Here is a 19005-nt window from a genome sequence, read left to right as displayed (position 1 = left end):
TATCCGGTATTAGACCCCGTTTCCAGGGCTTGTCCCAGAGTGCAGGGCAGATTGCCCACGTGTTACTCACCCGTTCGCCACTAATCCCCTCCCGAAGGAGGTTCATCGTTCGACTTGCATGTGTTAAGCACGCCGCCAGCGTTCGTCCTGAGCCAGGATCAAACTCTCCGTGAATGTTTACCGGTAATCCGGTGCAACACCACGAGAGCGGAACATCGAGCGGAATAAGCTCGATGTTCACAGCGTCCTCGCTGTGCGCCTTCCTCGCGGAAGGACTTTTAAAGGAACCTCATCCATCGAGATGGACGGGGTGTCAACATATCTGGCGTTGACTTTTGGCACGCTGTTGAGTTCTCAAGGAACGGACGCTTCCTTCGGTCCCGTTTCACCGGGCCCTCCGGGCGCTTCCCTTCGGTGTTTCCCACTCTATCAGGCTTTTTCCGGCTTCCTTACCGCCCTGTTTCTTTCCGTTTACACGGACAGACAGAAGCGGATCCGGATTTGGATCGGTCTGAAGTGGGGTGCCGCCCTCGTGGGCAGGGATCCGACAGTACAGCCACCGCTCGGGCGAGGCAAATCGATTACGCAGCGCACACGGTCTCGCGCCCGTATGGCGCCCGCACGCTCGTGCGGAAGCCTCTCTTCCTATGACATACGCTTCTGACCAGTGCGCCGTCCAGGACAGGTAGTGACGGCGCGTGACCAATCTCCACCCCTGGGAGGCTTCCCATGACCACCGTGACGTCCCCGATCGCCGGACGGGCCATCGGACTCGCGGCAGTGCCCGACCCGGTGTTCTCCGGAGCGATGGTGGGCCCCGGTACCGCTGTCGACCCCGTGCGTGAGCCGCACGCCGCCGTCGCCCCGGTCGACGGTGTCATCGTCTCGCTGCACCCGCACGCCTTCGTCGTCGTCGACTCCGAGGGCCACGGTGTGCTGACGCACCTCGGCATCGACACGGTCCAGCTCAACGGCGAGGGCTTCGAGCTGCTCGTCAACAAGGGTGACACCGTCACCCGTGGCCAGGAGGTCGTGCGCTGGAACCCGGCCGCGGTCGAGGAGTCCGGCAAGTCGCCGGTCTGCCCGGTCGTCGCGCTGGAGGCCACCGCCGACGTGCTGGCCGACCTCGTCGAGGACGGCGACGTCAAGGCGGGCGACACCCTCTTCACCTGGCAGTGACCTTTCACCTGCGGTGACCTCCGCCGCCGGGAGGACAGGACCGGCGGTACGTACGACATCCACTGCGGCGGCCACGCGCCGCCGCATCCGACCGGAGACGGGTGAAATGGAGACAACGCTGCGAGGCGTCGGCGTGAGCCACGGTGTGGCGATCGGCGAGGTCCGGCACATGGGCACGGCGGTTCTCGAGCCGCCGGCCAAGCAGATTCCGACGGACGAGGCGCCGCGCGAACAGGGGCGCGCCCGCCAGGCCGTCGAGGCTGTGGCCGCCGACCTCATCGCGCGCGGCAACCTGGCCGGTGGCGAGGCCCAGCACGTGCTGGAGGCCCAGGCCATGATGGCGCAGGACCCCGAGCTGATGGCCGACGTCGAACGGCGCATCACCGTCGGCAGCACCGCGGAGCGCGCGGTGTACGACGCGTTCGCCGCCTACCGGGCGCTGCTGGCGAACGCCGGCGAGTACCTGGCGGGCCGGGTGGCCGACCTCGACGACGTGCGCAACCGCATCGTGGCGCGCCTGCTGGGCGTGCCGATGCCGGGCGTGCCGGACAGCGACGAGCCGTATGTGCTGATCGCCCGCGACCTGGCGCCGGCGGACACGGCGCTGCTGGACCCGACGCTGGTGCTGGGCTTCGTGACCGAGGAGGGCGGCCCGACCAGCCACTCGGCCATTCTGGCCCGGGCGCTGGGCGTGCCGGCCGTGGTGGCACTGCCGGGTGCGGGTGAGCTTGCCGAGGGCACGGTGGTGGCCGTGGACGGCAGCACGGGCGAGATCTTCGTCGACCCGAGCGAGGAGAAGCGCGCGGAGCTGACGAGGGCGGCGGAGGAGCGCAGGGCCGCGCTGGCCGCGTCGTCCGGTCCGGGTGCCACCTCGGACGGGCACAAGGTGCCGCTGCTGGCGAACATCGGTGGTCCGGGCGATGTCGCCGCCGCCGTGGACGCGGGGGCGGAGGGCGTCGGGCTGTTCCGTACCGAGTTCCTCTTCCTGGACGACAACAAGAAGGCGCCGTCGCAGGCCAAGCAGGTCGAGGCCTATCGCAAGGTGCTGGAGGCCTTCCCCGAGGGCCGTGTGGTCGTGCGGGTGCTGGACGCCGGTGCGGACAAGCCGCTGGACTTCCTGACGCCGGCCGACGAGCCGAACCCGGCGCTGGGCGTGCGCGGTCTGCGCACCCTGCTGGACCACCCGGACGTGCTGCGCACGCAGCTGGCGGCGCTGGCCGAGGCCGCGACGGGCCTGCCGGTGTACCTGGAGGTCATGGCGCCGATGGTGGCGGACCGTACGGACGCGAAGGCGTTCGCGGACGCCTGCCGGGATGCGGGTCTGCAGGCGAAGTTCGGTGCGATGGTGGAGATTCCCTCCGCCGCGCTGCGGGCGCGTTCGATCCTGCAGGAGGTCGAGTTCCTGTCGCTGGGCACGAACGACCTGGCGCAGTACACGTTCGCGGCCGACCGTCAGGTGGGTGCGGTCTCGCGCCTGCAGGACCCGTGGCAGCCGGCGCTGCTGGACCTGGTGGCGCTGTCCGCCGAGGCGGCCAAGGCCGAGGGCAAGAGCTGCGGCGTGTGCGGCGAGGCGGCGTCCGACCCGCTGCTGGCGTGCGTGCTGACGGGTCTGGGCGTGACGAGCCTGTCGATGGGTGCGGCATCCATCCCCTACGTCCGGGCGACGCTGGCCAAGTACACGCTGGCCCAGTGCGAGCGTGCGGCCGCGGCCGCGCGGGCCACGGACACGGCCGAGGAGGCCCGTCTGGCGGCCCAGGCGGTGCTGTCGGGCGAGTGAGCCCGCGCTTGTCGCCGACACGGAGGTGACCGAGGGGCGCCCCACCGGATCCGGTGGGGCGCCCCTGTCGTTTCAGCCCCTGTCGTTTCAGGCGCTGTCGTTTCAGTCCACGGGGAATCCTTCCTTGTACTCCACGCCGTGTTCCGGTGGGACCGGTTCGCCGGTGCGGGCGTCGGTGCAGTAGGCGGCGAAGACCTCGGCCTCGCTCAGGGGGCGCAGCCCGGTGCCGGTCAGGCTCCAGGCGCGTACGGTCTCGGGCCGGCCGGGCGCCGTCGTGCGCAGGACGACGCCGCCGGCGCCGTCGGTGGCGATGCCGGCGCCGAGGACGGTGCAGAAGACGAGGGCGGCGGCCTCGCCGAGGTGCGGGGGGCGGTGTCCGTCGTGTTCGGTGTGCAGGACGGCGACGAGCGGGCCGCGCTCGCCGGGGGTGGTGGGATCGCCGGGGCCGGGGCTGACGCTGCATACGAGGTGGTGGCGGCCGGGGCCGGCCGTCGCGACGAGGCGGTGCAGCAGGTGGGAGGCGCGGGTGAAGGCGGCCCGGCCGATGTCCTCGCCGCAGGAGGTGCAGTCGCCGTTGCGGGAGAGGAGTGCGGTGGCGCGTTCCCAATGGGCCCGGTGGCCGGCTGCGTCGAGGAGGTCGGGCAGGAGGCCGGCCAGGGGCCGGCCGTCGTAGGGGAGGGTGGTGCCGGTGGCCGCGACGTGGGCGGTGTAGCGGGTGCGGCTGTCCGGGCTGTCGGGGTCGAGGTGCAGGTCGGCGCAGTACCGGGCGTACCGGTCGGGGTCGAAGAGGGCCACGGTGGTGTAGGTGCCGCCGGCGGCGAGGCTGCGCAGCAGGCCCTCCACGTGCCGCAGGTAGCCGGCGTGGTCGTCGAAGGTGAAGGTGTCGTAGGCGCGCATGGCGGCGAACTCGCGTTCGCCGGCCAGGACGGCCACGGTGCTGGGTGTCTCCCTGCGGAGCCTGCGTCGTGCGGTCAGCCGGGTGCGGCCGTTGTCGGTGAGCGCCATGAACTCCCCCTCAGCGCAGTGATCGATGCTCACTCACCGTAACGGCCGCCACTGACAATGGCCTCTGACCTGCTGCTTTCTTCTAACGCTCCCGTCCCAGGCGCTCGTAGAAGGCGAGCAGGGCGGCGTTGTCGACGGATCCGGGATTGACGGCCTTCTCCAGGGGCGTGCCCTGCAGCAGGCGCTTGACGGGGACCTCGATGCGCTTGCCGGTGAGGGTGTGGGGGATGCCGGGGACCTCGATGACCTCGTCGGGCACGTGCCGCGGCGAGAGCTGTTCGCGGATGGTGCGCTTGATCTTCTCCAGCAGGGCGTCGTCGAGCGCGGCGCCGGGGGCGAGGTGGACGAACAGGGGCATCCAGTAGCCGCCGTCGGGCTGTTCGACGCCGATGACGAGGGATTCGCGGATCTCGGGGAGCCGTTCGACGGCCTCGTAGATGTCGGCGGAGCCCATGCGCACGCCCTGCCGGTTGAGGGTGGAGTCGGAGCGGCCGTGGATGACGACGGTGCCGCGGGAGGTGAGGGTGATCCAGTCGCCGTGCCGCCAGACGCCGGGGAACATCTCGAAGTAGCTCTCGAGGTAGCGGCTGCCGTCGGGGTCGTTCCAGAAGCGGACGGGCATGGAGGGCATGGGGTTGGTGACGACGAGCTCGCCGACCTCGTCGGTCAGCGGCTTGCCGTGGGGGTCCCAGGCCTGCAGGTCGGTGCCCAGGCAGGGGGCCTGGAGCTCGCCGACGTACACGGGCAGGGTGGGGACGGCGCCGGCGAAGCAGCTGCAGACGTCCGTGCCGCCGCTCACCGAGGCGATCCACATGTCTTCCGCGACCTCGTCGTGGATCCAGCGGAAGCCGTCGGGCGGCAGGGGGGAGCCGGTGGTGGCGACGCAGCGGACGCCGGAGAGGTCGAGGTCGCGGCCGGGGTGGACGCCGGCCTTGCGGCAGGCCATGACGTAGGCGGCGGAGGTGCCGAAGAGGGTGGTGCCCGTGCGTTCGGCGATGCGCCACTGGGCGGCGATGTCGGGGTGGCCGGGGCTGCCGTCGTACAGGACGACGGTGGCGCCGACCAGGAGGCCGGAGACGAGGAAGTTCCACATCATCCAGCCGGTGGAGGTGTACCAGAAGAAGCGGTCGCCGGGGCCGAGGTCGCAGTGGAGGGCGAGCTGCTTGAGGTGTTCGACGAGGATGCCGCCCTGGGACTGGACGATGGCCTTGGGCAGGCCGGTGGTGCCGGAGGAGTACAGCACCCACAGCGGGTGGTCGAAGGGCACCTGTGCGAAGACGGGTGCGACGTCGGCGGCGGTGAGCTCGTCCCAGTCCAGGGCGCCGTCGGGGGCGGGCGTGCCGAGCAGCGGGACGTGCACGACGGCCCGCAGGGTGGGCAGTTCGTCGCGCAGTCGGGCGACGACGTCGGTGCGGTCGTGGCGCTTGCCGCCGTAGTGGTAGCCGTCGACGGCGAACAGGACGACGGGTTCGACCTGCTGGAAGCGGTCGAGGACGCTGCGGGCGCCGAAGTCGGGGGCGCAGGAGGTCCACACGGCGCCGACGGCGGCGCTGGCGAGCAGGGCGACGACGGCCTGGGGGACGTTGGGCAGGTAGCCGCTGACGCGGTCGCCGGGGCGCACGCCGAGGCGGCGCAGGGCGGCGGCGAGGGAGCCGACCTGGCGGCGCAGGTCCGTCCAGGTGACCGGGTGCGGGTCGGTGCCGGTCTCGTCGGCGTGCAGCAGGGCGGGCTCGCCGGCCCGGGCGGGGTCCTCGGCGGCGCGCAGGGCGTGTTCGGCGTAGTTGAGGGTGGCGCCGGGGAACCACCGGGCGCCGGGCATGGAGCGGTCGGCGAGGACGCGCTCGTAGGGGCTGGAGAAGCGCACGTCCGTCCACTCGGTGACGGCGCGCCAGAAGCCTTCGAGGTCGGTGACGGACCAGCGGTGCAGGTCGGCGTAGCTCGCGACGGGGTCGCCGGGGCGCGGGGCGGGGGCGCCGTAGCGCTCGGCGGCGAGGGCGTGGAAGCGGGTGACCTGGGCGCGGGCGATGCGGTCCGCGCCGGGCCGCCACATCGGCTCGGGCTGTTCGGCGGGCTGCGGTGCGGTGGTCATCTCTCGGCTCCCGGCTGCTACGCGTCGTGGGCGGCACCGCGCACGGCGGGGTGGGCGCGTGTGGCGGCTGCCCAGACCATGCCATGTGATCGACTCGTGCACCAGGGCCGGTGTCACACGGGTGCGGGCGGGGCAGTCCCAAGCGGGGGTGAACGGGTGCGGAACGGTACGCGTGCCGGCCGGGGCCGGTGGCAGGGTGGGCGGCATGGACGTGGGTGACGTGGTGCGGTCGTCGAAGTGGGTGGCGTCGTTGCGGGCGGTGGGCAGCGCGCAGGGGTTGCGGTCCGTGCGGTCGGCGTGGCGGCGGCACCGGGCGGATGCGGTGGCGCTGCCGCGCCAGGGGGTGACCCGGGCGCGGGTGCCGGGGGCGGCGCAGGGCGCGGAGCCGGAGCCGGGTGGCGGGGTGGTGCGTTTCGCCCGGTCGTCGCTGCGGGTGCGGGTGGCGGCTGGCGGGGCGGTGTTCTGCGGCTGGGACGGGGCGGGGCCGGAGCCGTCGTACGCGCTGGCCGGCGGGGTGCCGGAGGTGGACGAGCGGGCGGTGCTGGAGCCGGACACCGACGGCGGCTGGCGGGTGGTCTCGGAGCGGGTGCTGGTGACGGTCTCGCGGCACGGGACGGTGGAGTTCCGTACGCCGGGCGGGGTGGTGCTGCGCCGAGACCTGCCGCCGCGCTGGTGGGAGGCGCCGGGCGGGCAGGCGGCCGCGCAGGCGGCGGGTGCCGGGCGGTGGATGCAGCGTTCGGAGGTGGCGGCGGACGCGCGGTTCTTCGGGCTGGGCGGCCGGGCGGCGGGGCCGCGGCTGCGCGACGGGGAGTACCGGCTGTGGAACACCGATCCGGGGGGCTCCTTCGAGCCGGGCGACGATCCGCTGTACATCACGATGCCGGTGCAGCTGGTGGTGGCGGACGCGGGCACGCACCTGGCGTTCCACGACAACACGTGGGACGGGCGGGTGCGGCTGTGGGAGGGCGAGGAGGGGGCGGGGTCGGGGCACGACCGGCCGGGCCGCTGCGAGGTGCGCATGGACGGCGGGCCGTTGCGCTCGTGGGTGCTGGTGGGCACTCCGGCGCGGGTGCTCGGCGGCTGGGCGGCGCTGACGGGGGGTGCGGCGGTGCCGCCGGCGTGGGCGCTGGGCCACCAGCATGCGCGGTGGGGGTTCGGCACCGAGCAGGAGGTGCGGCGGGTGGCGGCCGGCTACCGGGAGCGGGGGCTGGCGCTGTCGGCGTTGCACCTGGACATCGACCACTTCCGCGGGCACCGGGTGTTCACGGTGGACCGGGAGCGGTTCCCGGACCTGCCGGGTCTGGCGGAGGAGCTGCGCGCACAGGGGACGCGGCTGGTGTCGATCGTGGACCCGGCGGTGAAGGCGGAGCCGGGGCTGGCGGTGTACGACGCGGGGGTGCGGGCGGGGGCGTTCGTGAAGGACGCGCGGGGCCGCGAGGTGCGCGGCGAGGTGTGGCCGGGCGAGTCGGTCTATCCGGACTTCACCGATCCGAAGGTGCGTTCGTGGTGGGGTGGCTTGTACGAGGAGCGGCTGGCGCAGGGGTTCGCGGGCTTCTGGCACGACATGAACGAGCCGGTGTCCTTCGCGGCGTTCGGCGATCCGACGCTGCCGCGTTCGGCGCGGCATGCGCTGGAGGGCCGCGGCGGCGACCATCGCGAGGCGCACAACGTGTACGGGATGCAGATGGCGCGGGCCGGGTACGAGGGGCTGTGCGCGCTGCGGCCCGGTGAGCGGCCGTTCACGTTCTCGCGGTCGGGTTGGGCGGGGATGCAGCGCTACGGCGGGACGTGGTCGGGGGACGTGGCGACGGGCTGGCCGGGGCTGCGGGCGTCGCTGGGGCTGGTGCTGGGTCTGGGCCTGTGCGGGGTGCCGTACTCGGGGCCGGACGTCGGGGGGTTCACCGGTTCGCCGTCGCCGGAGTTGTACCTGCGCTGGTTCCAGCTGGGGTCGTACCTGCCGTTGTTCCGTACGCACGCGGCCATCGCGGCGGGGCGGCGGGAGCCGTGGGAGTTCGGGGCGGAGGTGCTGGAGCACGCGCGGGCGGCGCTGCGGGAGCGGGAGCGGCTGCTGCCGTACTTCATGACGCTGGCGCATCTGGCGCACCGCACGGGGGCGCCGTACGTGCGGCCGGTGTGGTGGCGCTCGCCGGAGGACCGGGCGCTGCGCGACTGCGAGGACGCCTTCCTGCTGGGCGACGCGCTGCTGGTGGCGCCGGTGCTGGAGCGGGGTGCGGACCGGCGGGCGGTGCGGCTGCCGCGGGGGCGGTGGTACGACACGGCGACGGGGCGGGCGTACGAGGGGCCGGGGCAGGTGCTGCTGGAGGCCCCGCCGGCGCGGGTGCCGGTGCTGGCGCGGGCGGGTGCGGTGATTCCGGTGGCGGGTGCGGAGGGCGGGGTGGAGCTGGAGGTGTGGGCGCCCGCGCCGGGTCGTACGGGTGGCGGGGTGCTGGTGCCGGACGCCGGGGACGGCTGGGAGCAGCCGCCGGTGGTGCGGTTCTCGACGCGGTGGCGGGACGGGGTGGTCGAGGTGGAGCGCGAGGGCGCGGCCGAGGTGGGTCATCGGGTGCGGCTGCTGGGCGGGTGAGGCATCGATTGCCGTTGCGGGGGTTCCCGGGGGCGGTGGCGGGCTGGTAAGCGAGGGGTATGCCGAGACTGTCCGCGCTGCGGCGCATGCTGATCGCCCTGGTGGCCGTGGTCTGTACGGCGGCGGTGTCCGTGCCGGCCTCCGCGCGGCCCCTGCCGTGCCCGGAGGCGCTGCCGCGGGGGTTCGTGGCCCTAGCGTCGGTGGACCCGACGATCCTTCAGGAGATGCGGTACATCACCCCGCACAACTTCACCGGTCACCGGGTGGCCGGCTACGAGCGGCCCCGGTGCCTGCTGACGCGGCCGGCGGCCGAGGGGCTGCACCGGGTGCAGCGGGCGCTGCTGCGGCGCGGTTATTCGCTGAAGGTGTACGACTGCTACCGCCCGCAGCGGGCGGTCGACGACTTCGTGGCGTGGGCGAAGGACCTGGGGGACGTGCGGATGAAGGAGGAGTTTTATCCGCGGGTGGACAAGTCGCGCCTGTTCGATGACGGCTACATCGCGGCGAAGTCCGGGCACTCGCGGGGCAGCACGATGGACCTGACGGTGGTGCGGCTGCCGGCGTGGCCCACGCGCCCGTACGTGCCCGGGGAGCCGCTGGTGAACTGCTACGCGCCGAAGGCGGCACGCTTCCCGGACAATTCCGTGGACATGGGGACGGGGTTCGACTGCTTCGACACGCTGGCGCACACCCTGGACCCGCGGGTCACGGGCGTGCAGCGGGCGAACCGGCTGCTGCTGAAGACGGCGATGGAGCGGGCCGGTTTCGTCAACCTGCCCGAGGAGTGGTGGCACTTCACGCTGCGCGGCGAGCCGTATCCGCAGACGTACTTCGACTTCCCCGTGCGCTGATCCGAATCGTCAGACCGCGGCCGGACTGCGGGTGATGCCGGTGGCCAGGGCGTGCTCGACGACGCAGACGAGCACCTCCTTGACGGACTCGCGGTCGCGGGCGTCGCACATGATCACGGGCACCTCCGGGTCGAGGTCGAGCGCGTCGCGCACGGCCTCCTCGGAGTGGCGGGCCGCGCCGTCGAAGCAGTTGACGGCGAGGGTGAAGGCGATGCCGCGGCGCTCGAAGTAGTCGACGGCGGCGAAGCAGTCGGCCAGGCGGCGGGTGTCGGCGAGCACGACGGCACCCAGCGCGCCCTGGGCCAGCTCGTCCCACAGGAACCAGAAGCGGTCCTGGCCGGGGGTGCCGAAGAGGTACAGCACGAGGTCCTCGCGCAGGGTGATGCGGCCGAAGTCCATGGCGACGGTCGTGGTGCGCTTGGCCTCCACGCCGGAGATGTCGTCGACGGGGCGGCCCGCCTCGGTGAGCAGTTCCTCGGTGCGCAGCGGCTGGATCTCGCTGATGGAGCCGACCAGCGTGGTCTTGCCGACGCCGAAGCCGCCGGCGACGAGCACCTTGAGGGCCACCGGCGGGACCGCGGGCCGTATGCGGCGGTCAGAGCGGCCGAACACCATGGGTTTTCCTCCGTCTTCAAGGGTCAGTGCGGCATCGCGCTCCCCCCGTGGTCCTGCTCTCCCCCGCGGTACTGATCGTTCCGCACGGACCGCCGCCTGTTCAACCCCCTTCCGGCCCCGTTCGGCCCCCTTCCGGCCCCGTCACAGGGCCCGCAGCCCGTCGATGACCTCGCGCAGGATGCCGGCGTCGGGCAGCTCGGCCGGCGGCACCGGGCGGCAGGCGCTGACGTAGCCGGCGTCGATGAGGTCGCCGATGAGGACGCGCACGACGCCGACGGGCAGGTCGAGCCCGGCGGCGAGTTCGGCGACGGACTGCGGCTCCTGCAGGACGAGCGCGGCGATGTCGAGGTGTTCCGGCGAGAGCGTCCGGTCGGCGATGGCGTGCGCGCCGCCGGGGTGGGCGAGCAGGAAGTCCTCGGCGACGACGAGCGCGATCAGGTCGAGCCGCTCGGCCGCCGCGGCCCGGGTGCGGCCGCGGGTCATCGTGTACGGGCGGACGACGGGGCCCGCCGCGTCGTCGTACCAGTGCGCGGCGTGCTCCGGTGCGTCCGGACCGGCCGGCCGCCGCGCGCCCGCGCCCGGGCCGGTCGCGGGGGCCGGCGGGCGGAAGGCGGCGGCGTCCTCGGTCATGCCGCCGGTCACGCGTCGGCGGCGCCGGCGCGCGGAGCAGTGGCCAGGTGCGCGCCCACGCGCTTGACGAGGAGGGTCATCTCGTAGGCGACCTGGCCGATGTCGGATTCGGCGTCGGCGAGGACGGCCAGACAGCTGCCGTCGCCGGCGGCGGTGACGAACAGGAAGGCCCGGTCGAGCTCGACGACGGTCTGGCGGACCTCGCCGGCCGCGAAGTGCCGGCCCACGCCCTTGGCGAGGCTGTGGAAGCCGGAGGCCACGGCGGCCAGGTGTTCGCCGTCCTCCCGGCTGAGCTCCTTGGAGGAGCCGGTGGCCAGTCCGTCGCCGGAGAGCACGAGCGCCTTGCGGATGCTGCCGACGCGTTCGACGAGGTCGTCGAGGAGCCAGTTGAGCCCGCCGGGTGCGGCATCCCCGCCCCCGGTGCGGTCAGTGGTGCGTATCGCGGCCTTCGGTGCGGTCATCGACCGTCCCCCTCGGTTGTCGTTCCTGGTGCGTTTCTGCCCGATGCCTTCGGTGGCGTCGTCGGTTCATTGTCCGCCCGGCCCCGTTGCCAGCCGCGCTGCAGCGCCGCCATGCGCGCGCGCACCTCCTCGGGGTCGCGCTCGGCGGGCCCGCCGGCCGGGTCGGGCACCGGCCGGGTGCGGGCGGCGGGCGGCTCCTTGAGCTGCGGGGCGAGGCTGGCCTGGCGCACCCGCCGGGGCAGGCCGCCGGGCGGGGTGGGGTCCGTCGCCGGGCCGTCGGCGGCCTGCTGGTGCTGCTCGCCGTCGGGTACGGCCCGGCGGGCGCTCCTGCGGCGCGGCAGCGGCACGGCGCGGGAGGTGTCGTCGTGGGCGCCGTCGGGCGACGGTTCGTACGGCGTGGCGTGCGAGCCGGTGGTGTACGGCTCGTCGTCCGGGTCCTCGTAGGCGTAGCCGGTGCGCCGCGCGGGGCGGCGGGTCGCGGGGCGGGGCACGGGCCGGCCGCCGGTGTCCTCCCGTCCGGCGCCCGGCGCGGTCTCGGTGAGCAGGCCGGAGGGGATGAGGACGACGGCGGTGGTGCCGCCGTACGGCGAGGGCTGCAGCGAGACCCGGACGCCCTGGCGCTGGGCGAGCCGGCTGACGACGAACAGGCCGAGCCGGTCGGTGTCGGACAGCTCGAACTCGGGCGTCTCGGCGAGGCGGAGGTTGGCCTCCAGCAGCGCCTCGGCGGGCATGCCCAGGCCGCGGTCGTGGATTTCGAGGGTGAAGCCGTTGGAGACGCGCTCGCCCGTCACGTGGACCGCGGTGTGGGGCGGGGAGAAGACGGTGGCGTTCTCCAGCAGTTCGGCGATCAGGTGGGTCAGGTCGGCGACGGCGGGGCCGGACACGGCCAGCCGCGGCAGCCGGCGCACCTCGATGCGCTCGTACGCCTCGACCTCGCCGACGGCGGCCCGCACGACGTCCATCAGCGGGACGGGCCGGCGCCACTGCCGGGAGGGGGCGGCGCCGGAGAGGATGACCAGACCCTCGGCATGGCGACGCATGCGCGTGGTGAGGTGGTCGATGCGGAAGAGGTCGGCGAGTTCCTCGGTGTCCTCGGTGCGGCGCTCCATGGCGTCCAGCAGCGTCAGCTGACGGTGCAGCAGGACCTGGCTGCGGCGGGCGAGGTTGACGAAGACCTCGGAGACGCCGCGGCGCAGCTCGGCCTGCTTGACGGCGGCCTCGACGGCGGCGCGTTGCAGGGTCTCCAGGGCCTGTCCGACCTGGCCGATCTCGTCCGAGCCGTGCTCGCGGCGGGGGGCCTCGGCCTCGATGTCGAGGCGGTCGCCGGCGGCGAGGCGGCGCATGACGCTCGGCAGTCGGACGCCGGAGACCTCGTGGGCCTCCTTGCGCAGCTGCTGCAGGTCCTTGACCAGGCCCCGGCCGATGCGCAGGGAGACGACGAGCGAGACGACGAGGGCGATGAGGCCCAGGATGCCGGCGACGATCGCCTTGGCCAGCACCCCGGCGGCCACCGGCCGCACCCGGCCGGCGAAGCGGTCGACGGTCTCGACGCTCATCCGGCTGAGGTCCTCCAGGACCGGGCCGGCGGTGCTCTGCCAGCGGTGCGCGTCCACGACGCGTACGGCCCTGGCCTGGCCGGAGAGGACGACGGCGTCCTCGGCGGCGACCAGGGCGCGGGCGTTGGCGCCGCGCCAGTAGTCCTCGTAGGTCTTCTGGTCGGAGGCGGGCAGGGCGGGCAGGTGGGTGGTGTAGAGGGTCCGGCGTTCGGCGATGCGGTCGGAGAAGGCGCGCAGGTCCTGGCGGGTCATGCTGCCGGCGGCCAGGGCGGCGGCCAGCAGGGCGTCCTCGCGGGCGACGGCCTCGCGGGCGCGGCCGAGGCCGACGACGGCCCGGCCCCAGCGGTCCATCTCGGTGTTCTGCAGGGGGCCGAGGCTGCCGAGGAAGTCGTAGTAGGGCTCGATGATGTCGTTGTAGGCCTGGAGGGCGTCGAGGCGGGTCAGTGCGCCGTCGGCGGCCTTGCGGCGCAGGTCGTCGAGACCGTCGAGGGCCCGCTCCAGGGCGCGGAACCGTTTCGCCGCGTCCGCGCCCATGTCCCCGCGCACATCGGCGTCCACGCCGGAGCGGAAGGAGGACACCGTCCGGTCGGTGGCGTGCTGCAGGGCCAGCAGCTCCGTGCGCACGTCCGCGCGGGCGGGGTCGGCGAGCTGGACGAGGGTCTGGCGACGCTCCTTCTGCAGGGCACGCACCATGTCGCCCGCCGGGTAACCGACCTTGCGCATGACGTCGGCGGCGGAGAGCAGCTGGACGGCCTCGCCGGCGGTGATGGACGTGGCGAAGACCCACAGCCCGGTCAGGGACACCAGGGGCACCAGCAGCAGCGCCACGATCTTCCGGCGGATCGACTTCCCGCGAAAGCGCATGGCCTCCCCCATGTCAACCCCCTTGGCGGGGGGTGGTGTTCCGTGTGCCGACAGCAACGCGGCGTGAGCCTACTACTGTGCGGTTCGGGACTCGAAGGCCAGTGCGGCCGAGGCACACCTCTCTGACCGGATTTCTCCTGCTGTTTCCCTCCCGCCGGGAACTTCCGGGCGCATTTGCGCGCTCTTTCCTTCAAGGAGGGGTCCGTTCGGGGCGTGCGTCCTGCCGCAAGGCATCGGCACCGGCCCGTCCGGGCAGCAGCCACATGGGGGAGGTGAGCCGCCATGGACCTGGAGCACGGCGCCCGGCCGTCCGGGCGCAGGCCGTTGTGGGTGGAGGAGAGCGCCGCCCGGCCGCGCATGCCCGATCCCGTGCGGGCCTCGGCGGTGCGCGCGGGGCTCATCGCCTCGGTCACCCTGATCGTCACCATGATCGCGATACTCTTCGCGCTCACCGGCAACTGGCTGGCGTTCCCCGCGGTGCTGCTGGCCGTGGCCGGCACCGTCGCGGCGACCTGGGCGGTCGCCGACGTCTGGGTGACGCGACAGGTGTGGCTGCAGCGGCACGGCGTGGTTTCCGTGCCGAGCAGCACGGCGCGGCCGGTGCGCCGCGCCCGCCACCCGCGCTACCCCTGACGGGCCGGCACGGCCGGCCCGCCGGGGGTGGCGGATGCGGGGTTACTGCACGGCCGGCACGGGCTCGGCCGGGGCCTCCTGCGCCGGGCGGCGGTACATCCGGGTCGCCGTGATCTGCCCGTGCACCTTCTCCTCCTGCGGGTCCTGCGGCTGCGGCAGACCGGGCCGCAGGTGCTCCTCGACGCTGATGTACTTCAGCCCCGCCCGCAGGTCCGCGTCGTTGCGCAGCCGGATCACCAGCGGGAACTCCGCCAGCGCCGTGGTGTCGAACAGGCCCGTGGTGTACAGCAGCTGCACGCCCAGCGCGTCCGCGACGGCCCGCTGCAGCTCCAGCAGGTACGTCGCGTTCGCCCGGCCGATGGGGTTGTCCAGGAACAGCGTGCCCGCGTGGCGCTGCTTGTCGCGGCCGCGGTCGTTGCTGCGCAGCGCGGCCATGGTGCAGTACAGCGCGATGGCCGCGGTCAGCAGCTGGCCGCCGGAGAAGACGTCGCCCATCTGGCCGACGGGGACGCGCTCGGCCCGCAGCACCGCGTCCGGCTTGAGGATCTCCACGGCCACCCCGCGCGGCAGCAGCGCCGCCCGCACCCCGCGCAGCAGCAGCGACATGCCGTCGCGGCGCAGGTCGGAGTTCTTCTTCACCGCCGAACGGGTCGCCTCGTCGATGACCTCGCCGAGGCGCTCGGTGAGCGTGGACTGGTCCGGGTCCTCGAAGCGGATGCGCAGGAACTCCTGCCCCGACCACTCCCCCAGGCCCTCCGGCAGCCGCGAGAGCCGCTGCGCGGAGCGCAGCGTGGTCAGCGACGACTCCACCAGGCCGCGCAGCCGGTCGACGATGCTGTCGCGGTTGCGCTCCAGCTGTTCGAGCTCGTCGGTCAGCACCCGCAGCCGCGGCGCGAACGCCTCCGCCCAGGCGGCGGCGTGCTCCGGCAGGGCGGCGGCGGGCAGTTCACGGATCTGCTGGCGGGCCGGGGTGCGCACCTGCTCGTAGCGGGTGGAGTTCGCGTGCCGCACGAGCACGTCCGACGCCTCGCGCACGGCCGCCTCCGCGGCCGACAGGTCGCCGGCACAGCCGCGCAGCGAGCGCCGGGCCTCGGCGGCGGCCTGCCGGGCCTCCTCCGGGCTGCCGGCGTACGGCTCGGCTTCCTCGGCCTCGTCCTCCGCGGAGTGGTCGCGCAGCAGGTCGCGCAGCATGGCCGCGGTGTCGTCGAAGCCGGTGGCCGCGTCCTCCGCGGCCCGGTGGGCGCGCAGCAGCCCGGCGTGGGCCGCGCGGGCCGCCTCCAGCGCCTCGGCGCGGGCGGCGAGGTCGGCGGTGGCGGTGCGCAGCAGCGCCCTGGCCTTGTCGGCATCGGCGGGCACCAGCTCCTCGGGGAGCTCGGTGTGGGCCTCGCCGTCCGCCGGGGCGAGGCGCTCGGCCTCGCCGCGCAGCCGGCCGAGCTGCTCGCTGGCGGCCGAGGCACGCGACTCCAGCGTCTGGACCAGCGCCTCGGCGCGGGCCGCGGCGGCCTGCCGGGAGGGGCCGTCGGCACCGTCGGTGCCTTCGAGCAACTGGGCGGCACGGGTGCGCACCTTGTTGGTGAGGCGGTCCAGCTCGGCGCGGGCCGCACTCTCGTCGCTCTCGGCCCGGGCCTGCTCGGCGCGCAGGTCGGCGCCGACGCCCACCTTCTCGTAGACCTGGGAGGCGGCCCGGTAGGCCTCGCGCAGGGCGGGCAGGGAGCCGGCCGGCGGCTCGGCGTCCCCCTCGACGTCGTCGGGGGCGCCCGCGATCTCCGCGCGCTCGGCGCGCAGCGCACGTGCCGTACGGCGCGCGTCGTCCGCGGCACGCTGGGCGGCGCGGCGCTCCTCGTCGGCGGCCCGGGCCCGGTCCACGCACTCCTCGGCGCGCTCCTCCGCCTCGGCGGCCTCCTCGGCGAGCTCGCGCAGCCTGCTCTGCCAGGTGGCGCGTTCGCGCAGCCGGTACGCGAGGCCGGCCAGGGCGTCGGCGACCCGGCGGGCGCGCTGGGCGGTCTCCTGCCGCTCGTCGCGCACGCGGGCCGTCTCGGCCGCCGCCTCCTCCGCCTCCGCACGGACCGTACGGGCCTCGGCGAGCGCCTGCTGTGCCGCGTCGGCGGCCAGGCGCGTGCGCTCGGCCTCGGCGGCCAGCTCGGCGAGCCGCCCCTGCGGGCAGCCGGCGCGCCAGGACGACAGCCGGGCGGCCAGCGCCCGGTCCCCGGCCAGCCGGGCGGCGACCGTGCGGATCTCCTCGTCGCGGGCCATGGCGCGCTCGCGCAGCGCATGCCGCTCCTCGTCGGCGGCCCGCTCGTCGTGCATGGCCGGGTTCGGCGGTACGAGGAAGACGCCGAAGACGCCCTCGCCCTCGCCCGCGGCGGCCGGGGCCGGCGCGAGCAGCGCGGCGGCCGTGCCGACGGCAACGGCCGAGCGCGGCAGCAGCGAGGCCGCGCCGAGCACCTCGCGGGCCCGGGCGTGCGAGTCGTTGTCGGTGATGACGACGCCGTCGACGAGCTCGGGACGGGCCGCCAGCACGGCCGCGTGCCGGGCCGGATCGACGGACTGGGCGAGATAGCGCCAACCCGGCAGGGCCGGGATGCCGTGCTCGCCGAGGAACTCCACGGTGGCCAGCACGTCGGGACCGGGCGGCAGCAGACCGCCGTCGCCGAGCGCACCGAGGATGCGCGAGTCCTCGGCGGCGGCCGTACGCAGCTCGAACAGCTGCCGCTCGGCGGCGGCGACGTTCTCGTCGAGCACCGCGCGCAGCGCATCGGCACTCCGGTCGAGCTCCTCGGCGGTCAGGGCACCGCCGGGTGCAAAGCCCTCGGGTGCGGGGTGTTCACCGTCGGCGTCGGCGGTCCCGCCGTCACCGGGAGCGCCCGCCCCGGAGGCGCTGCGCTGGGCGGGGACCTGGCCGGAGGGCGTCGGTTGGGGGAGGCCCAGGAGGTCGATCAGGCGCTGGTCGGCGCCGATGGACTCCGCCGCCCGGCGCTCGGCGTCGTACGCGTACTCCGCCGCCGTCGCCGCGTCGGCGGCCCGCGCCGCGGTGAGTTCGGCGCGGCTCTCGGCCGCGGCGGCCTCCTTCGCGCGGTCCGCGGCCTGCCGGGCCTCCTCGCGGGCCGCTTCGTACGCGGCCACGGCCGGCTTCTCGGCGTCGCTGGCGGCGAGCGCGGCCCTGGCCGGGTCGGCGTCCGGTGCGGTGTCGTCCAGCCAGCCGGCCCGTACGGCCTCGGCGGTCTCCTGCTCGACCTCGGCGAGGCGCTGGCGCAGGTGCTCGGCCTCGCTGCGGGCCCGCTGGGCGCCGGTGGCGGCGGCGGTGGCGTCGCGGTGGGCGGCCTCGCCGGTCTCCTGGAGGGCGGCCGAGCGCTCCTCGTGCTCGTTGGCGACGCGTTCGCCCTCTTCCGCAGCGGCGTTGAGGGCGCGTACGAGCTCGGTGGCCGCGCGGGAGCGGGCGGCGAGCGCGGGGGCGGCGTCGCGCTCGGCCTCGTGGATGGCCGCGGCGACGCGCGCCGAGCGGTCGGCGGCGGCGCGGTGGCGCAGCACGGTCTCGGCGGCCTGCCAGGCGGAGTGCAGCGTACGGGCGTCGTTGAGCTCGCGGCGCTGGGCGGCGGCGGCCTTCTCGCCGGCGGCCAGGGCGAGGGAGGCGTGGCGGTAGGCGAGTTCGGCGGCGATCAGGGAGCTGCGGTCGCGCTGCCGCTCGGCGTCGGTGACGGCATGCGCGGCGGCGGCGACCTGGCCGGCCAGTTCGACGGCGCGGCCGCGCTCGGCGGCGCCGCGGGCCGAGAGGCGGCGGGCGAGGGCGCGGGTGCGGCGCTCGGCGCCGGCGTGCACCCCGCGGGCGTGTTCGCGCTGCTCGGCGGCCTCGACGATGCGGGAGAGCAGGTCGAGGGAGCCGGCGGTGAAGTCCCGTTCGGCGGTGAGCTCGGCGCGCCGGCCGAGCTTGTGGGCGAAGCCGTGCACGAGGTCGGCGAGGCCGTCGGTGTCACGGGTGTCGGTGACGGCGCGCAGCAGCAGGTCGGTGAAGTCGGAGTCGTTCTTGACGGCGAAGAGGCCGGCGGCCTCGCCCTCGTCGGCGTTCATCTCGCGCTGGTAGCGGAAGAGTTCGGGGTCGAGGCCGAGCTCGCCGAGGTGCTCGTTCCAGCGCTCGTGGATCTCCTCCCAGACGACGTCCAGGTGGGGGTAGGCCTTGCCGGCCTCGGTGAGGGCGTCGCGGAAGCCCTTCATGGTGCGGCGGCGGCCGCGCGCGCCGGAGGCGCCGTCGGCGGACGGGCGCATGGCGGTGGATTCGGCCACGGGCAGCGAGTCCAGGCTCATGCCGGGGCCGGGGCGGAAGGAGTACCAGGCCTCGGCGAACTTGCGCGGGTCGTTGGAGACCTGGCGGCCGCGCCACTCGCTGACCTTGCCGACGACGACCGTCTCGCCGGTGAGCACGTGCTGCCACTCCAGGGCGACGTGGCCGCAGTCGTCGGCGAGGAGGAACTTGCGCAGCACGCCGGAGCTGGCGCCGCCGAGGGTGTTGCGGTGGCCGGGCAGCATGACCGAGAAGATCAGCTTGAGCAGCACGGACTTGCCGCCGCCGTTCTCCAGGAACAGCACGCCGGCGGGGGCCGGGCGGCGCGGCGGGCCGACGGGCTCCTCCGCGAAGAAATCCCCCTGCGCGGGTGCGGGGCTGGGCACCGGGGCGCCGACCCCGCGCAGGTCCAGCACGGTGTCGGCGTAGCGCGCACCGGCGGGTCCGATGGAGTAGAGACGGACCCGGGACAGCTCGTACATGGC

Annotated in this window: 12 protein-coding genes and 1 rRNA gene; 5 read left to right on the top strand and 8 right to left on the bottom strand. The window is 74.6% G+C overall.

The features are described from left to right. Positions 1–174 (bottom strand): 16S ribosomal RNA (locus AB0K17_RS26185); the annotation flags it as partial. A gap of 555 nt (positions 175–729) precedes the next feature. Here AB0K17_RS26185 and AB0K17_RS26180 point away from each other — a divergent pair. Together AB0K17_RS26180 and ptsP are read left to right on the top strand one after the other, a co-directional pair. Then, positions 730–1179 carry a PTS glucose transporter subunit IIA gene (locus AB0K17_RS26180; protein ID WP_365984429.1) on the top strand — a complete coding sequence of 150 codons (450 nt, stop codon included), beginning with the start codon at positions 730–732 and terminating at the stop codon, positions 1177–1179. Between the two features lie 106 nt (positions 1180–1285). Then, complete coding sequence (ptsP, locus tag AB0K17_RS26175) at positions 1286–2956, top strand: phosphoenolpyruvate--protein phosphotransferase (protein WP_365984428.1); 1671 nt, start codon at positions 1286–1288, stop codon at positions 2954–2956. A 102-nt stretch (positions 2957–3058) separates the two neighbouring features. Here ptsP and AB0K17_RS26170 read toward each other — a convergent pair whose 3' ends face one another. Both AB0K17_RS26170 and AB0K17_RS26165 read right to left on the bottom strand, forming a co-directional pair. Beyond that, positions 3059–3961 (bottom strand): hypothetical protein, encoded by a 903-nt coding sequence (locus AB0K17_RS26170; RefSeq protein ID WP_365984427.1) that lies wholly within the window; start codon positions 3959–3961, stop codon positions 3059–3061. An 82-nt stretch (positions 3962–4043) separates the two neighbouring features. After that, positions 4044–6050: an acetoacetate--CoA ligase gene (locus AB0K17_RS26165; RefSeq protein WP_365984426.1), complete on the bottom strand. Its 2007-nt coding sequence runs from the start codon at positions 6048–6050 to the stop codon at positions 4044–4046. A gap of 205 nt (positions 6051–6255) precedes the next feature. Here AB0K17_RS26165 and AB0K17_RS26160 point away from each other — a divergent pair, with 205 nt between their 5' ends. Both AB0K17_RS26160 and AB0K17_RS26155 read left to right on the top strand, forming a co-directional pair. Further along, a complete protein-coding gene (locus tag AB0K17_RS26160; RefSeq protein WP_365968701.1) occupies positions 6256–8634 on the top strand; it encodes a glycoside hydrolase family 31 protein in 2379 nt (792 codons plus the stop codon). Positions 8635–8693: 59 nt separating this feature from the next. Beyond that, on the top strand, positions 8694–9485 hold the full coding sequence (locus AB0K17_RS26155; RefSeq protein WP_365968702.1) for a M15 family metallopeptidase: 792 nt from the start codon (positions 8694–8696) through the stop codon (positions 9483–9485). 9 nt (positions 9486–9494) lie between these two features. Here the strand turns inward: AB0K17_RS26155 and AB0K17_RS26150 are convergent, their stop codons facing one another. From AB0K17_RS26150 to AB0K17_RS26135, 4 genes are all read right to left on the bottom strand, one after another. After that, positions 9495–10100 carry an ATP/GTP-binding protein gene (locus AB0K17_RS26150; RefSeq protein WP_365968703.1) on the bottom strand — a complete coding sequence of 202 codons (606 nt, stop codon included), beginning with the start codon at positions 10098–10100 and terminating at the stop codon, positions 9495–9497. A gap of 141 nt (positions 10101–10241) precedes the next feature. After that, a complete protein-coding gene (locus tag AB0K17_RS26145; RefSeq protein WP_365968704.1) occupies positions 10242–10730 on the bottom strand; it encodes a DUF742 domain-containing protein in 489 nt (162 codons plus the stop codon). Positions 10731–10738: 8 nt separating this feature from the next. Then, the gene (locus AB0K17_RS26140) at positions 10739–11191 is read right to left on the bottom strand and encodes a roadblock/LC7 domain-containing protein (protein ID WP_365984425.1); all 453 of its coding nucleotides are present in this window, start codon (positions 11189–11191) and stop codon (positions 10739–10741) included. After that, positions 11188–13611: a nitrate- and nitrite sensing domain-containing protein gene (locus AB0K17_RS26135; protein WP_365984433.1), complete on the bottom strand. Its 2424-nt coding sequence runs from the start codon at positions 13609–13611 to the stop codon at positions 11188–11190. The genes AB0K17_RS26140 and AB0K17_RS26135 overlap by 4 nt, the downstream gene beginning before the upstream one ends. Before the next feature lie 282 nt (positions 13612–13893). Between AB0K17_RS26135 and AB0K17_RS26130 the strand changes: the two genes are divergently transcribed. Beyond that, positions 13894–14244, top strand: a complete 351-nt coding sequence (locus tag AB0K17_RS26130; protein ID WP_365968706.1) for a hypothetical protein — start codon at positions 13894–13896, stop codon at positions 14242–14244. A gap of 42 nt (positions 14245–14286) precedes the next feature. Here AB0K17_RS26130 and AB0K17_RS26125 read toward each other — a convergent pair whose 3' ends face one another. Continuing rightward, the gene (locus AB0K17_RS26125) at positions 14287–19002 is read right to left on the bottom strand and encodes a hypothetical protein (protein WP_365984424.1); all 4716 of its coding nucleotides are present in this window, start codon (positions 19000–19002) and stop codon (positions 14287–14289) included. Positions 19003–19005 lie beyond the last annotated feature (3 nt).

The organism is Streptomyces sp. NPDC049585 (genome assembly GCF_040675615.1).
Lineage (GTDB): Bacteria > Actinomycetota > Actinomycetes > Streptomycetales > Streptomycetaceae > Streptomyces > Streptomyces luteosporeus.
The sequence above is the reverse complement of the archived record's forward strand: the minus strand, read 5'-3'. Positions and strand labels throughout refer to the sequence as shown.

Excerpts from the sequence above, each read along its gene's own strand:
- AB0K17_RS26180 (WP_365984429.1), top strand. The coding sequence starts at position 730 with ATGACCACCGTGACGTCCCCGATCGCCGGACGGGCCATCGGACTCGCG.
- ptsP (WP_365984428.1), top strand. The coding sequence starts at position 1,286 with ATGGAGACAACGCTGCGAGGCGTCGGCGTGAGCCACGGTGTGGCGATC.
- AB0K17_RS26170 (WP_365984427.1), bottom strand. The coding sequence starts at position 3,961 with ATGGCGCTCACCGACAACGGCCGCACCCGGCTGACCGCACGACGCAGG.
- AB0K17_RS26165 (WP_365984426.1), bottom strand. The coding sequence starts at position 6,050 with ATGACCACCGCACCGCAGCCCGCCGAACAGCCCGAGCCGATGTGGCGG.
- AB0K17_RS26160 (WP_365968701.1), top strand. The coding sequence starts at position 6,256 with ATGGACGTGGGTGACGTGGTGCGGTCGTCGAAGTGGGTGGCGTCGTTG.
- AB0K17_RS26155 (WP_365968702.1), top strand. The coding sequence starts at position 8,694 with ATGCCGAGACTGTCCGCGCTGCGGCGCATGCTGATCGCCCTGGTGGCC.
- AB0K17_RS26150 (WP_365968703.1), bottom strand. The coding sequence starts at position 10,100 with ATGGTGTTCGGCCGCTCTGACCGCCGCATACGGCCCGCGGTCCCGCCG.
- AB0K17_RS26145 (WP_365968704.1), bottom strand. The coding sequence starts at position 10,730 with ATGACCGAGGACGCCGCCGCCTTCCGCCCGCCGGCCCCCGCGACCGGC.
- AB0K17_RS26140 (WP_365984425.1), bottom strand. The coding sequence starts at position 11,191 with ATGACCGCACCGAAGGCCGCGATACGCACCACTGACCGCACCGGGGGC.
- AB0K17_RS26135 (WP_365984433.1), bottom strand. The coding sequence starts at position 13,611 with ATGCGCTTTCGCGGGAAGTCGATCCGCCGGAAGATCGTGGCGCTGCTG.
- AB0K17_RS26130 (WP_365968706.1), top strand. The coding sequence starts at position 13,894 with ATGGACCTGGAGCACGGCGCCCGGCCGTCCGGGCGCAGGCCGTTGTGG.
- AB0K17_RS26125 (WP_365984424.1), bottom strand. The coding sequence starts at position 19,002 with ATGTACGAGCTGTCCCGGGTCCGTCTCTACTCCATCGGACCCGCCGGT.